Consider the following 14,669-nt stretch of genomic DNA (forward strand, 5'->3'; position numbering starts at 1 on the left):
CTGATGGGCATTTTTGGTTCAGATGTAGAATAAAAGCGTTGATGCCTTAATCCAACTCATCTTCCTCGTCATCACGGACTTCACCATCTTCATCAATGAAGTAGGTGCCCCATCCGTCATAATCAATTTTCTGTTTAGCCGCTAACTCAATTAACTTTTCACAAGCACTATCGAGTAACTCAACTTCAAGCTTGTGTGAAGCGACAGCATCAAAGCAGATAATAACTGAACCGTCTTCCAGTTCCATCTCTTCAGCATCGTTAACTTCAAAGCCTAGTTTAAAGGCGTCTACAGCAGCTTTCTCTAAGCGATCAAAATTGGTCGATGAGAAGTGATGCTCAATGGTGTAATCCGCATCAGGCAGTGAACCGTCGGCAAGTATCGCTTCGACGATTTCACGGTTCTCAGCTTTCTGTTCGTTTAACAGGCGTTCAATAGACATCAGTTGCTCCTCAAAAATTTCGCGAAGATTATACCGCTTTAGTCATTAATGCAGAAGCTTCTTGGTTCAACTGTGACAATTTTTCCGACATCATCGTATGGATACGCTTAGACAGCTCTTTCACTTGTGTCTTATCAAAACCCTTGGTTTCGATAGGCTCCATCATCTCAATAATGACCACACCGTTATTCCAGCGATTCAGTTTGATATGACTTTGATTAGAAGCTAATACCGGCACCATAGGTACACCTGCGGCGATAGCCGTATAAAAAGCACCAGCCTTAAAAGGCAGTAAGCCCTTACCACGAGAGCGTGTTCCTTCTGGAAAGATCCAGACTGACAAGCACTTCTCTTTGATTTTTCTCGCTGTCGCCGCCATGGTATCAAATGCCTTGCTGCGATTTTTACGATCAATCAGGATATTACCTGAAAGCCAGTAGATTTGGCCAAACAGTGGCATCCACGCGAGGCTCTTTTTACCTAAGCTCACAGTACCTTTAGGCACCACAGCAGTATGGGTAAACATGTCGAAGTTATTTTGGTGGTTAGCGAGAAATACACAAGGCTCGTCACTTTCACCTTTTGAGTTACGCACAATCACTTTAATACCCAAAACTGGCGCAGCCCAAGAAAAAATCTTTGCGAACATATGCACATTATTACGGTGACGTGGTCGTAACACGCAAGCTAAGCCACCAATAATAAAGGCTAGAACAAGCATGACAGATAAAATCAGACATCTAAGGATTAACAGCACTACAATCTCCCGCGATTTAATTGGCGCCAGTATAGCCAGCAAATACTAGCGACTCAATCTTTAGTTTACACATGTAGCCTGAACCTAAGCTATACAGTGCCAGACTTGAGCTACTTTAGCGCATTCAACTTAAGCGAACTTTAATCTAGCGCATAGTTATCACCGCGAATACTAACCTAGATCGCGCCCAGACAGGTCAGACCTCAACTGTTTTGCAGCCCGGATGGTAATATTTTTTCTTAAAAAACAGCACTAACCTAAAGCAGATGGTACTAACGGCTAAAGTTGCCACAATAGCGGCTCCGCTTGGCAAATCGAATGAGGCCGATAACACTAAGCCTGCAACATAACCAAACAAGCCAACCATATAAGCCCAACCAAGTTTAAAACGCCCAGCATAATGGTTCACCGCCAAAGCAGGTAAAATGAGGGAACTAAATACTAAATAGACACCAACTAGCTCTACAGATAGAGTAATGACGATGGCAAATATAAGGTAGAAACCGCGTCCAGCAAGGATTTTAGGTTTAACGGCTAGCAATAATAAAATGGCAGCATAAATTATGCCTGGCAGCGACAACTGACTCCAACTCACCCACAGTATCTGCCCCGACATCAACTGCTTTAGCATTTCAGCCCCATGAGGATCATTCGATAACAGTAGCATCGCAGCCACTGCGGCTAATACATAGAAGCAGCCAATGATCGCTTCAAGCTCATCTGCCATCCGCTTAGATAACCAAGCGATAAAACCCGCTCCTGCAATGGCAAATAACGCCGGCATCCACACATTAGAGAAAGGCAAGGCTTCAATATCATGGTTAAGATGGCCAACAATGGCACCTAACGCGGCGACTTGCGCAATCGCGAGATCGATAAAGATAATCCCCCGCTTTAGTACTTGCTGCCCTAATACCACATGGGTAGATAATACGAGTACTCCGGCAACAAATGCTGGGAATAAAATAGATAAAAGGTCCAGATCAAACATCGGTATTTACTCTGGTTAAGGTAATATAAATAGCAAGTGAGCGCAGACTATCACGCTCACTTTCTCTACTCTCGGGTAAGCGCTACTTAGCAGCGAGTAATAGCTCTATCGCGCTATCATACAAGCTAAATAGATCAACACTTTGCTCGTTACCACCAACTGACATCGGCAGTACAATCACCGGTAGTTCAGCACGTTCACCGAGCCAATCTGCCCCGCGTTCACTTTGATATGACGCAATAATAATCGCCATAATATCGCCCTGTTTAGCCCGGGTGAGTAAACTTGCTAGATGTGAGCTACTCGGTGGGATCCCAGGCTTTGGTTCGAGATCGGCAACCTGCTCTAACCCTAACCAGTTAAACAGATATTTAAAGCTTGAATGGTAAGCAATAATCTTTTTACCCTTCAGTGGCTTTGCCTTCTCTTCCCAGTGAGGGATCGCATCATTCCAACGTTGACTAAAGCTGACCAAGTTAGCCTGGTATTGCGCCGCAGAACCGGGATCGATCTGGGTTAACTTTTGTGTCAACGCCTCGGCAACCCCCAGCAAGCGGTTCGGGTCAAAATGCAGGTGTGGATTACCCTTTGCGTGAACATCACCCATCGAGCGATCAACTGATCTCATTTGATCTAAGGTGTCTATTTGCTCAGCCGCAAAGAACAGCCCTTGATCGGTTGAACGCACTTTAGCGTTTGCCGACTTCATCTGCAGCATGGGCAGCCAGCCAATCTCAAGATCAGCCCCGGCACAAATTGCCAGATCAGCTTGACGCATTTTAGCAATCAAGCTCGGCCTAGCTTGCACTTGATGAGGGTCTTGCATCGCCGTGGTGGCAGAATAGATCCGCGCATCAGGCGCCAGCTCTTTCGCCAGCGCTGCATACTCAGGTTCGCAGGCAAAAATATTCAGCCCAGCGATAGCATTGTTTGCAGTCCCTAATGCCAACGCTAGAGTGAGGACTTTTAGTCCTCTCGTTAAAAAATGCTTAGAATTGATGCGCACCGTGAGCCCCCAGAGTCATAACATATTGAAGAGTGATAACGTTATCGTCTTCTATACCATCAAAATTGGTACCTTGTTGATTGGTATATTGCAGACGCACCGTTGAAAAATGGCTTTGATGCCATGCAAGGCTAACCTCAGTTTCTTTAAGCTTTTGTGGATCAAAATGATCATCGTGCATCAATTGAGTATCGACCTGACCATAACGTAAACCCGCAGACCAATGCGGTGATAGTTGATAAACACCACTCAAATACCAACCGTCTTGATAGTCTTTACCTTCGTCACCATGAGCGTCATGCTCCTCATGAACCTCCTCTAAAGGTTTAAAATCTGTCACTCTAAAGAACTCACCGCTAAGGGTAAGATGTTGATATTTATAGTTACCATTAGGTGCCCACTTATAGACAAAGTCTGCTACGTAGGTATTCTCACCAGTATACTGGGCACTATGACTGTGTTCATGCTCGGGTTCGTCCAGTACAGCGGCATGCTCTTCAGCGGTCATACGACCATTTTCGTTGCGTAAATAACTCAGGCCTGCCTGCCATGAACCATTAATACCTGCATCACCACCTATCTTAGTAAAGGCGGTATAGACCCCTGTTGACTTGAAATCGCGCTCATTATGTTCATCAGCAGCGCGCATATTGTCACCTTTAAAAGCCTCGACTCCCATTGTCCAATACAGATCCGTTGGTGCAACATAGCTTAGACGCACACCATCATCGAAATAATGGCTACCTAGAAAGGCACGATATGCTGCGGGTCGGTCAGAAAAGGCGTCGGTATGCACATGTTGATTGTTGAGGTAACCAATGTCAGATAAGAAACGGCCCGCTCTCATTGATAGGCCGTAAGGCATTGCCAATGTTTGGATGAAGGCTTCTTCAAGACCAAGTTCAGTTTCACCGTCATGCATCTCTATTACAGCGGTTAACTTGCCGTAAAACATATCATCTATATTGGCACTCATTGCCACTTCTGTATGGCCGAGGCCGAAACCCTCGACACGCTCGCTCATTGGGCGTTCAGCGCTTTGATAGTAACCATCTAATACTGCACTAATGGCAGGATTAGTTAAGCTAGAATCTTCCGCAAAAGCATTGATAGAAAAAATTGCGCACGCAGCAGCTACGCCAGTTAGGCGCATAGTTGAAATAGTCATTTGTTCTCCGAAATACAGCTAAGCAAAGCCTTCCCATAGGGAATACTTGTGTAATTTAATAATTGATTTTTATTGAATTGCTTAGACTGTGACGGGGGGAGCGCGGCTATTGAAAAAACTCACATGAGGCGAGTTAAATGTTGCAGGGATATACTCTTGGCTCTCAACACACTGGCGTTCTAGCGCAATATTAAACTCAAAGCTAGGCAACAGTTTGTTGACGTGGTGTTGGTGATAACACAGAGTACAATGGTTTTGAGCGCCATCATCCAAGTGACTCAGATCATGAGCGGACGCTGCAAATGACAGGCACAGGAATACGGCAATAAGCCCTATTACCAGTTTCTGCTTCACGCTACTCAGTTGAATCAAAGTGTTAACCTTGTTTGTAAAAAACCAGCCAAGTTTATGTTGTTCTAAATTGAAGTCAAGCGTTCACTAATTGAAAGCGTTACAAAGTGTTTGTGATGAATATCACTTAAACTTGAATGACAATTAATACTGTCTTAAGCTGATAACGCTAAGATTTCCCCACTAACATTTATTCATAGTGATATGAAACAAGAGTTTATTTATTAATAAGGCGCAAAAATCATGCTTGAACTTCTTCGCTCAAACTTAAAATTCATTATCATGACATCACTATTTTTTGCTGTAATACTAGGCGGAATTTACTATGTAGAGGCTGCACTTGAAGCACAAGTACAAGTGGTCGACTAACGCTAGCAAGGTATCATTGCGTTAACGCCCTAGCTAACTTTCGGACTCATTTTGACGGTTATTTAATTCGATTGTAGATTAACTTTCGAATGAGTCTCGGAGTATGTCGCTGCTCATAGAGCAGCGATTCTGGTGGCAATTAGTCATCAGACTTTAGCGATACTTTTGCCTTTCATCACTGGTATCTGCTTTCTCTGGCGCTTCGGTGACTTTCATATGATCCATCATATGGCTTACCAACAGTAGCATCACTGCGAATATAGTGACCGGTATGCAGATAGTCCGCATCGTTTCATCAAAATATCCCCACACGATAGCCATAAAACCAAGATAGAAACTTGCCATTTTAACCCGCGCCATAGGAGCACTTTTTCCTAACCATGCCTCGCAAAGTGGACACTGGATCTCGCCATTTAAGCCTTTACCTCTTTGGTTGTCGATTTTGTCTATTGCGAAAGACTTAGAACAATGGGCACATATCACTGGAGCTTCTCTCTCTATATCATGGATTAAGGTAGTCGCATTGTTGCAACTACAAAAGTGGCTGTAGAGCGCCAAAAATGGTCACTAATTCTAACAGACTTAGGCTTTATTCAGGACTTTTATTGCTCAAAGCAGACCTGAAATCAAAATAACAAATCGACACTGTTAATTATGAGTAATAATATAGTGACTTCAGGGACTAACGGACATCCACAAATGCAAAGATTGCTAACCCAGCTGCTCTTTATCAGTTTATGCCTATTCTCCTCCATCATATCGGCAAATGATGAGCCACTTACGATTGAACTCAACAAGCTACAAGGCGCCATTGATAGCGATGTTAAAGTACTCACAGACACCAAGGGCGAAATAAAATCATTCCTGGAATATCGCATCAGTCGCAATGCAAGCTTGTTACAGGAAAAGCTGAAGCAACATATTGAAGAGACTCCGGAAAAACTTGATTTATTAAAGCCATATATCGTCAAGCAACTCGCCTTTACCAACCAAGTTGAAGACTACTTTAAGACCCAAAGAGAAACCTTAATGGGTCAAGTTGGCACTGATAATGACCGCAAGATCATGCTGCAATTGCTGCAGATCCAACGCGAGCAGGACAAGCTCTACGTTGCTGAGAAGCAGCTGCTCACTTGGGCTGCAATGACTGGTGTAGATGTTGAAGTTGAGAATCAGCGGTTTGTTGAAGTACTCATCGACAGAGCAGATGATCTCGATAGCTTTGTTCACTACAACCAGTCGCGATTAGCACAAGCTGTAGCCGATGTTACCGTAGCAGGTAAGGACGCTAGTAGTGAACAAACAGCTGTCGTTGTCGAATTGAAAGAGCGCCTTGAGCAAAGCTCTACCAGCCTGTCGACTGCCATCGAGCTATTGGATGAGCTGGGCCAAGATACTGCCACCTATAAACAGACCTTATTCAGTATCTCAGGCGACATTACTCAAGATGTACTGAACTTTGAAGTTGCTAGCAGCCTGCTAAGTGAATGGATGTCTATCGCCAAGACTCAAGCCTTAGAGAATGGCGCAAGCGTGGTTTTTAAACTGATCATTTTTAGCTTAATTTTGTTTCTATCAAGCTTGGTCGGAAAAATTGCTAAGCGTATAGTACAAAAAACAGTGAGTAACTCTAAGCTTAAATTTAGTTACCTACTGCAAGACTTTTTTATCTCTATGGTGGGAAAAGTCGTCTTTGCATTAGGTTTGTTGATAGGTTTGTCACAGCTCGGATTTGAGCTAGCACCACTACTGGCAGGTTTTGGTATCGCGGGTGTCATTATTGGTTTCGCACTGCAAGATACACTGTCTAACTTCGCCTCAGGCATGATGATTTTGATCTATCGTCCTTTTGATGTCGATGACCTCATTAACGCTGCAGGCGTTACTGGACGAGTCAGTCATATGAGCCTGGTTTCAACCACAATTAAGACCTTAGATAACCAAAGACTTATCGTCCCGAATAATAAAATCTGGGGCGACACCATTAACAACATCACTGTTGAGCATCAGCGCCGTGTCGATTTAACCTTTGGTATTGGTTATGGCGATAATATTGAACATGCCGAAAAAGTCTTAACCGAAATTATTATGGCACACCCTAAAGTGTTACAAGACCCTGCACCTATGGTAAAGCTGCATGTTTTAGGCGAGTCATCAGTAGACTTTATTGTTCGCCCATGGGTTGAGCCTATCGATTATTGGGATGTTTACTGGGATATCACTCGCGAAGTTAAAATGCGCTTTGACGCAGAAGGGATTAGCATTCCGTTCCCACAACGCGATGTGCATATCTACCAAACGACATAGATTTTAGCTAAAAGCCCACAAGCAATGGCTTGTGGGCTTTTGCTTTAACTAAAGCCACAAATTCTAACTGTGAAGATCAATAACGACCTAAGCCAAACCGACAATGTCATCATTGCTATCGATGTCGATATTTAAGTAACCAGGGCGAATTCCCAAGCCCGGCATCGTCATCACCTTACCCACTAACGCAGTGATAAAGCCCGCCCCCGCATTAAGCCTTAATTCATTGATAGGCAGTTCAAAACCAGTAGGAACCCCTTTTAAGCTGGCATCATGGCTAATAGACATCGGTGTTTTAGCGATACAAACAGCTAAATTGCTATAGCCATGCTTACCCAGCCAGATCAGTTGCTGTTTGGCCTTCTCCGACATAGCAACACTCGCCGCGCCATATCCAACTTCCGCTAGCGTCATCAGTTTCGCTTCTAAGCTATCTTCAGTTTTGTATAAGCATTTAAACTCAGATTCTATTTGGCTAGCAGCGTAAACCACCTTGGCCAGCTCGATCGCACCTTCAGCTCCGCCAGCAAAAGCATCGCTAATTTCACAACCAAATGCATTGGTCTGTGCAACTTGCGCTTGCAGCCAATCAAGCTCTTCAACCGTATCAGTTGGAAAACGGTTGATAGCAACAACCACCGGGGCACCGTATTGATGCACATTATTAATATGCCACTCCAAATTGGCAAAACCCGCTTGTAGACGGGCCATGTCGGCTTGGTCGATAGCGATATCCGACTCAATGCCACTATTTGCCTTAAGCGCTCTTAGCGTGACTACGACAACCGCAGCAGATGGTTTATAACCCGACTCTCTTACTTTTATATTGCTGAACTTCTCAAAGCCCATATCGGAGCCAAAGCCTGCCTCTGTGACCACCACATCAGCCAGCTTTGCAGCCAATTGATCGGCAATAATCGAGGAGTTACCATGGGCAATATTGGCAAATGGGCCCGCGTGAATAAAACAAGGATCGCCAGAGAGTGTCTGCATCAATGTTGGCTTGATGGCGTCACTCATGATAACCGTCATTGCGCCAGCGACACCAATATCCTCTGCGGTAATGGGGTTTGAGTCTAGGTCGAGTGCCAGCACTAGTCGTCCAACTCTTTGCCTTAGATCTTTAAGATCTTTACTCAATGCCAGAATCGCCATCAACTCAGATGCCGCAGTAATATCGAATCCAGAGCTATGTACCGGGCCATTGACCGCGCCAAGACCCACTTCAATCAGCCTTAGACTACGCTCATTATGATCAACGACTCTGCGCCAGAGAATATTTTCGACATCGATATTGAGAGCTGTTAAACCCGATTCTTGGGTAAAAGCGTCAGCCCCTAGCCTTGTCTCATGGAACAGGCGAGCATCAATAGCCGCAGCAGCAAGGTTATGTGCACTGCTAACCGCGTGTATATCGCCGGTAAGGTGTAAATTTAGCTCCTCCATCGGTACCACTTGTGCGTATCCGCCTCCTGCTGCGCCGCCCTTAGTCCCAAAGACAGGCCCCATGCTTGGCTGACGAATACAGCCGCAGGCGTTTACTCCTATGGCATTCATCGCCTGAGTTAAACCAACGGTTGTGACTGTTTTTCCTTCGCCGAAAGGGGTCGGCGTTACCGCGGTAACTATGACCAGTTTGGCATCAGGTTTATCCGCCAATCGCCGGGCAACGTTGAGGCTAACTTTAGCCTTATTGGCGCCATAAAGAGACAGCTCGGAATCAATAATTCCGAGCTTAGTGGCAATGTCGGAAATAGGTTTGCAGGCATGCTCACGGGAAATTTTTATATCTGACAGCATTAGTATGTATCCACTGTTTTATTTGAGGTAGGGTAGTCTTGCGAATGCAATATAGATGATCAGTAACCGAGGTGAAATAGTGAGCGAATGCTATTTTAGCTTTTTGTAATCTACATCAACAAAATTATAAAAAAATAGGAAAAACCCATGCAGAGTTGCGATTTCCAACTATCTTCATTTGTTGCCGGATTTTGGAGAATTGCAGATTGGCAGCTGTCACCACAACAGCGCATGGCAGTCATAAAACGCTATTTGGAGCTTGGTGTTTATAGCATGGATCATGCCGATATTTATGGGGGCTACCAGTGTGAAGCACTGTTTGGTGAAGCCTTAGCATTACAGCCTAAATTAAGGCACGAGATGCAGCTCATTAGTAAATGTGGGATCAAGCTAATGACAGACAAGACTCCTGATACCTATCTAAACCATTACGATACCAGCAGCCAACATATTCTTAGGAGTGTAGAGACCTCGCTACAAAACTTGCAAACAGATTATTTGGATCTATTGCTGATCCATCGTCCCGATCCATTGATGAACGCCGATGACGTTGCCGAGGCCTTTCAGCGTTTGCATCAACAAGGCAAAGTCCGTCACTTTGGTGTATCTAATTTTAGCCCGCAGCAATTTGATTTACTGCAATCACGATTGACGCAAAAGCTAGTTTGTAATCAAGTTGAAATCTCACCGACAAACATGACCACGCTGCATGATGGCACTCTCGACCATTGCCAACAACATAGGTTGGCGCCGATGGCTTGGTCTTGCTTAGGCGGCGGCAATATATTCAATGCCAATGATCCACAATCGTTAAGAATACGCGCAACGCTTGAAACCATTGCAGATGAAGTTGATGCTGAGAATATCAGCCAGGTGATCTATGCCTGGGTGCTTGCTCTTCCGAGTAAGCCACATCCGATTATCGGCAGTGGCAATATTCAACGAATTGAATCAGCGGTAAAATCGCAACATATTACACTGACTCGACAGCAGTGGTTTAGTATTTGGCAGGCGTCTACTGGCCATGGCGTGCCATAAGACAGATAGCAAAAAGGCGCGATAACGCGCCTTTTCTAAAATGAGTCAGCTTTTATAAAAAAGTAATTTCGCCAGTCAAATGTGGACGTCGACCTTTTTGATCTCTTAGCTCAAATATCAAGCTGTCCTGTTGTTTCTCAGCAGCAAAGCTGACATTACCAGGCATAAACAGTGGTAATTTAAAAGCAACATCAATCTTGCAAGGTTTCGCCACAATTTCAGGCATGATCTCTGCGATACAGCGACCTTTAGACCACATGCCATGTGCTAGAACGCGATCAAAGCCAAAGCGCTTAGACAATACAGGGTGCAGATGGATAAGGTTATAGTCGCCCGACGCTTTTGCGTAGCGGCGGCCCAAGTCCTCACTTAAACTCCATGCTTGTGCGGCGTCCCAATTGATATCACTTCCCCTAGGTGGGCGCATACGCTTAGTCTTACCTTCGATACGATATAGGTAGGTTGACAGTGACTCCCAAACTAACTCACCGGCGACAAACGCTTTTGATACTAATTCAAACTCTAAGCCAGAGTCCGTCATTTGGCTGGTCGTCAATGAACATTCAAAATCGTAGTTTTCAGCGATAGTTGTCGGACGATGTAAGGTAATGCTGTTCTTTAAATGGATCATCCCAAGCAAAGGGAATGTGATTGCATCGTGAGTGAATATCATTGCATGTAATCTAAATGCCATGACATACAAGTAAGTCGGCGGCAATGTTTGACCATCAAACTTAAAACCGCATACTTGGGCATACTGCTCAACTTTATCTGCGGACAATGCCACATTAGGACTGCTTACTTTAACCATAGGCAGTGGCTGTTCATCCCAACCTGGTTTACGCCCAAAAAATATCTTTCGATAGAGCGAAAACAGCGAGGGCATAGCCTTTAAATCAATACAGTATTCTTTACTCAAACTAATCAAACCTTACATTGAAACACAGACAAGAAATAAACGAGCGGCGGATTATACCCTAAAACGGCAAAAGCCGATAATCACCATTCGAAACACCTTAATTACAGATACTATCCCAGCAGTTTTTGCTGTTTGCCCCCAATGTCGTTAGATAAGACTGTACACTCTGCTCTCCCACTAAATGTCCTGCGCCAACAACCACGAACAGAGGTTGCACAGTGGTAGAGGAGCTCATCAGCTCGACCATTTTCTTGGCCATGCCCTTATTGCGGTTCCACAGCATCCTCTCCACCATTTCAATGTTACCTTCACGCAGCATCTCCCCTTCCATTAAATCAGCCAACTCAGCTTCATCACCGCGGCGCCACGCCGAAATAAGTTTAAGCATATCTTCATCTGGTGCTTCTATCGCTTCGCGTACCATCTCCCACTGCGTTTCAGGAGTAAAAGATGACAATAGTTCAAATTGGAATTTAGTACTTTCGAGCTCGTACACGGGCCTATTATCTGCTTGAGCAACTAATACTGAGTCCACACCATAAAGCGCGCTGTACCCCAAAGCGGTGTAGCGGCCAATGCTAAGCTGCATTGATTGTAGCCAGGGTGCATAACTGCTTAAAGCGGTACATAAGGCGGCTTTATCTTTACAGTAATCAGCCAATACGACTTTAGTTTTATCATCCATGGGTAACTTATCAGCGCCATATTTTTGCAGTAATGCAGGGACATTTGCGTCGCGAACATCAGCCTCTACGACAAGGGCTTTTGATTTAGCAAACGCCTGTTCAATTTGATCAGCTAATGGATAAAAGTCCGCTTTACCAATATGAATAGATCCTAATAGATAGGCAGTTTGGCCTTGATAGGAGACTTGGTAAAAAGGCGGTTTATCGGTTGGTGCTGCGTTAGCAATTTGAGCTAAAAACAGACAAAATGCACCTACTATCGACAATAAACCTTTCTGGATACTTGTTGCCAACATACTTGCCCCTTATAATTCAGCAAATTTAAAAATGAGAGGCTGTTATGCCACACACACAGGTTATCGAGCAACTAAAAGCCAGTTTGCAAACCGCCTACCGTCAAGCTATCGATGCTGATACAAGACTCGACGCGCTCAAAAAAGCTGGCCACGTTAAGTTTAATACTATTTTTACTAAGGACGAGGGCTTTTCTACAACGAGTAATCGCTTCCAGCCTTATGTACAAGAACTCGCCGCTGAAATGGATGCGATGAGCCGCGAACCTGACACTATGGTAAATGCGCTAGAAGGCTACGTGCGTAAGCTTGGCTTATTATTGCAAACAATGCAGACTTTTAAAGCCAACACAAAATAGCCTAGCTGCTCCAGCCAATCCATTAGCAACCGCCCTTACAATAGGGTCACCTAAAGCGTTAGAGTTGTTAATGGATTCGTTTCTTGTCATCTAAATGTAACTCAAACGTCATACTATTTTCTACTTGTTAAATATTGAGTAGAGCACATGACCCCCACTGATCTAAAACATGAACTCGCTAAGATCATCGACCAAGAAAAAATCAAAGCCGTCTTTCAGCCCATATGCAATATCTCAACTTATCAGATTCATGGTTTCGAAGCGCTCAGCCGTGGACCCAAACATAGCCCACTGTACTCTCCAGTCCCCCTGTTCCAAACTGCTGCTGATGAAGGTCGCTTATCAGAACTTGAAAGTTTGTGTCGGCGGATATCTATTCAACAGTTTAAAAATATAGCGCTTTCTGGCAAGTTGTTCATCAATATTTCACCAAAAGCCTTACTTGAGCCCAATCATGCTAAAGGTCTCACACTAAGCTTGGTGCAAGACTTAGGGATCGATCCTTCTCAAGTGGTAATAGAACTCTCTGAGCAGTACCCCGCCGATGATATCGAACTGCTAAAATCTTGCTTAAACCACTACCGCAGTCAGGGGTTCCTGACAGCCATTGATGATCTTGGTGCGGGATATTCCGGGTTAAGGTTGTGGTCAGAGCTTGCGCCGGATTACGTCAAAATAGATAGGCATTTCATTGATTCGATTGACTCCTCTGTTGTGAAGCAGGAGTTCGTCCGCTCTATTGTTGATCTATGCCAAAACTTAAGCTGCAAAGTTATTGCTGAAGGCATTGAAACAGAAAAGGAGCTCGCGGTATTAAAACAGCTGGGGATCGTGTACTGCCAAGGCTACCTACTGGGTCGACCAGAAGCATCACCAAACCGAAGCATCTCCCTCAAAACCAACATCGACCCCACCTATCGCCACATGCAGTTTGCTAACTCAGCAGAAAGCCTCAGTTGCAGCGCCATTACCTGTCAGACTGGCACAAAGCTAAGACTTATCGGCGAGCAATTTAGTCAACAACCCGCAGTGCAAGCCATTGTTGTAAAAGACCAACAGCGAGTGATAGGGCTGATCGCAAGAGCTGACATTATAAAACTATTTAGTACGCCTCATGGTCGCGTTTTACATGGACAACAATCCGTTGATGACATTCTCAATACCAATGTAATTCAAATTGAAGCTAATCAGACATTATCTCAGGTCAGTCAGCGCCTAACATCTGAATCAACAGGGCTTGTGGCACAACTATTTATTATTTTAAAACAAGGACGCCTATTAGGGGTTGGTCATACCAAGGATCTACTCGCACAGATAACCGCACAAAAATTACCGAGATACGCCACACAATCCATTTGACACGGCTGCTGGTCATATTTCATAGCAACAGGAGTTAGGGCAGCTAAGGCCGTAAGTCACAAGGGCCAAACAAGTAAGTTGCTCGTTTAGCCAATTTCAATTGCACCAAAAAAAGCGCTTAACTCTACAGTTAACAAAACTATAAGTTTAAAGCTTTGGCTTAATCGTATCTTTTAACCATGATGTCAGTAAGGCATTTTCATAGCGGTTAGGCCTAGTACTATTCTTATGAATAGAGTTCATAAAGTTAAGATCGGTCAACTTTTCGTTACCAGCAATGATGACCCGATCACCTTCAATCACCCTATAGCTAAAGGTGATACGTGGTGGATAAAGATCTTTAACCACTCGTAAGTCATTCACTGTCGCGCCAAATGTTGGCCTTACATCACCAGCTAAATCTAAGTCTGTCACCACCATTTCAAGCTTTTGATTTGGCTTTAATATCTTTGCGGCTTCTTTGTTCAGATTTTTAGTTAACTCTTCAAAGGTACGCTTTTCAAAACGTGATTGAATCTCACTACCAGATTCCACATCACGAAAGCTTTTTGGCTCTTGCCATTCAACTTTAACAATGCCGTTTTCAGTTACCGGGTTAGCAATAGCTTCATCAGCAGCCCACGTTGAAGCTGATAACATATAACCTGATAGTAATAGTCCTGCTACTAGTATGTGTTTTACATTCATATTTGACTCCGTGGTTGAACAAAAAGGTATGCTCTATTTCACAATAGTAGACGATCTAAGCTGAATAACGACTTAATGTAAATTGGTTAACATACCATCAGTATAATATTAGTAGACCACACCGTATGCCAATTGGT

15 protein-coding genes and 1 pseudogene are annotated in these 14,669 nt (G+C 44.1%); 5 read left to right on the top strand and 11 right to left on the bottom strand.

Annotated features, from left to right (window positions below; all coding sequences use genetic code 11):
- Nucleotides 1–46 precede the first annotated feature (46 nt).
- The 6 genes from rraB to JK628_RS19520 all read right to left on the bottom strand — a co-directional run bounded on the left by rraB (nt 47) and on the right by JK628_RS19520 (nt 4,727).
- The gene (gene rraB / locus JK628_RS19495) at nt 47–442 is read right to left on the bottom strand and encodes a ribonuclease E inhibitor RraB (protein ID WP_202286579.1); all 396 of its coding nucleotides are present in this window, start codon (nt 440–442) and stop codon (nt 47–49) included.
- 28 nt (nt 443–470) lie between these two features.
- Nucleotides 471–1,199, bottom strand: a complete 729-nt coding sequence (locus JK628_RS19500) for a 1-acylglycerol-3-phosphate O-acyltransferase (RefSeq protein ID WP_202286580.1) — start codon at nt 1,197–1,199, stop codon at nt 471–473.
- Nucleotides 1,200–1,395: 196 nt separating this feature from the next.
- Nucleotides 1,396–2,190: a metal ABC transporter permease gene (locus tag JK628_RS19505; RefSeq protein WP_202286581.1), complete on the bottom strand. Its 795-nt coding sequence runs from the start codon at nt 2,188–2,190 to the stop codon at nt 1,396–1,398.
- Nucleotides 2,191–2,272: 82 nt separating this feature from the next.
- Nucleotides 2,273–3,196 carry a metal ABC transporter solute-binding protein, Zn/Mn family gene (locus JK628_RS19510; RefSeq protein WP_202286582.1) on the bottom strand — a complete coding sequence of 308 codons (924 nt, stop codon included), beginning with the start codon at nt 3,194–3,196 and terminating at the stop codon, nt 2,273–2,275.
- Nucleotides 3,180–4,364, bottom strand: coding sequence for a hypothetical protein (locus tag JK628_RS19515; protein WP_202286583.1), 1,185 nt, complete (start codon nt 4,362–4,364; stop codon nt 3,180–3,182). The genes JK628_RS19510 and JK628_RS19515 overlap by 17 nt, the downstream gene beginning before the upstream one ends.
- A gap of 81 nt (nt 4,365–4,445) precedes the next feature.
- Nucleotides 4,446–4,727, bottom strand: a complete 282-nt coding sequence (locus tag JK628_RS19520) for an ABC-type zinc uptake system zinc chaperone (protein ID WP_202289895.1) — start codon at nt 4,725–4,727, stop codon at nt 4,446–4,448.
- 231 nt (nt 4,728–4,958) lie between these two features.
- On the opposite strand from JK628_RS19520, the gene JK628_RS19525 reads away from it, so the two are divergent.
- The gene (locus tag JK628_RS19525) at nt 4,959–5,084 is read left to right on the top strand and encodes an AcrZ family multidrug efflux pump-associated protein (protein ID WP_202286584.1); all 126 of its coding nucleotides are present in this window, start codon (nt 4,959–4,961) and stop codon (nt 5,082–5,084) included.
- A 153-nt stretch (nt 5,085–5,237) separates the two neighbouring features.
- Here JK628_RS19525 and JK628_RS19530 read toward each other — a convergent pair whose 3' ends face one another.
- Entirely contained in the window at nt 5,238–5,567 is a 330-nt protein-coding gene (locus tag JK628_RS19530) for a hypothetical protein (RefSeq protein WP_202286585.1), read from the bottom strand.
- A 216-nt stretch (nt 5,568–5,783) separates the two neighbouring features.
- Here JK628_RS19530 and JK628_RS19535 point away from each other — a divergent pair, with 216 nt between their 5' ends.
- Nucleotides 5,784–7,391: a mechanosensitive ion channel family protein gene (locus JK628_RS19535; RefSeq protein WP_202289896.1), complete on the top strand. Its 1,608-nt coding sequence runs from the start codon at nt 5,784–5,786 to the stop codon at nt 7,389–7,391.
- 87 nt (nt 7,392–7,478) lie between these two features.
- On the opposite strand, the gene JK628_RS19540 is transcribed toward JK628_RS19535, so the two are convergent.
- On the bottom strand, nt 7,479–9,191 hold the full coding sequence (locus tag JK628_RS19540) for a formate--tetrahydrofolate ligase (RefSeq protein WP_202286586.1): 1,713 nt from the start codon (nt 9,189–9,191) through the stop codon (nt 7,479–7,481).
- A 147-nt stretch (nt 9,192–9,338) separates the two neighbouring features.
- On the opposite strand from JK628_RS19540, the gene JK628_RS19545 reads away from it, so the two are divergent.
- Nucleotides 9,339–10,229: an aldo/keto reductase gene (locus JK628_RS19545; RefSeq protein ID WP_202286587.1), complete on the top strand. Its 891-nt coding sequence runs from the start codon at nt 9,339–9,341 to the stop codon at nt 10,227–10,229.
- A 52-nt stretch (nt 10,230–10,281) separates the two neighbouring features.
- Here JK628_RS19545 and JK628_RS19550 read toward each other — a convergent pair whose 3' ends face one another.
- Together JK628_RS19550 and JK628_RS19555 are read right to left on the bottom strand one after the other, a co-directional pair.
- Nucleotides 10,282–11,115, bottom strand: a complete 834-nt coding sequence (locus JK628_RS19550; protein WP_202289897.1) for a MaoC/PaaZ C-terminal domain-containing protein — start codon at nt 11,113–11,115, stop codon at nt 10,282–10,284.
- 130 nt (nt 11,116–11,245) lie between these two features.
- Entirely contained in the window at nt 11,246–12,130 is an 885-nt protein-coding gene (locus tag JK628_RS19555) for a TraB/GumN family protein (protein WP_202286588.1), read from the bottom strand.
- 44 nt (nt 12,131–12,174) lie between these two features.
- On the opposite strand from JK628_RS19555, the gene JK628_RS19560 reads away from it, so the two are divergent.
- Together JK628_RS19560 and JK628_RS19565 are read left to right on the top strand one after the other, a co-directional pair.
- Nucleotides 12,175–12,486 (top strand): prephenate dehydrogenase, encoded by a 312-nt coding sequence (locus JK628_RS19560; protein WP_202286589.1) that lies wholly within the window; start codon nt 12,175–12,177, stop codon nt 12,484–12,486.
- Between the two features lie 147 nt (nt 12,487–12,633).
- Nucleotides 12,634–13,818 (top strand): annotated as a pseudogene (locus JK628_RS19565) (EAL domain-containing protein); the annotation flags it as partial.
- Between the two features lie 174 nt (nt 13,819–13,992).
- Here JK628_RS19565 and JK628_RS19570 read toward each other — a convergent pair.
- Entirely contained in the window at nt 13,993–14,517 is a 525-nt protein-coding gene (locus JK628_RS19570) for a DUF3016 domain-containing protein (protein ID WP_202289898.1), read from the bottom strand.
- Nucleotides 14,518–14,669 lie beyond the last annotated feature (152 nt).

Origin of the sequence: Shewanella sp. KX20019 (genome assembly GCF_016757755.1) — a bacterium.
GTDB lineage: Bacteria > Pseudomonadota > Gammaproteobacteria > Enterobacterales > Shewanellaceae > Shewanella.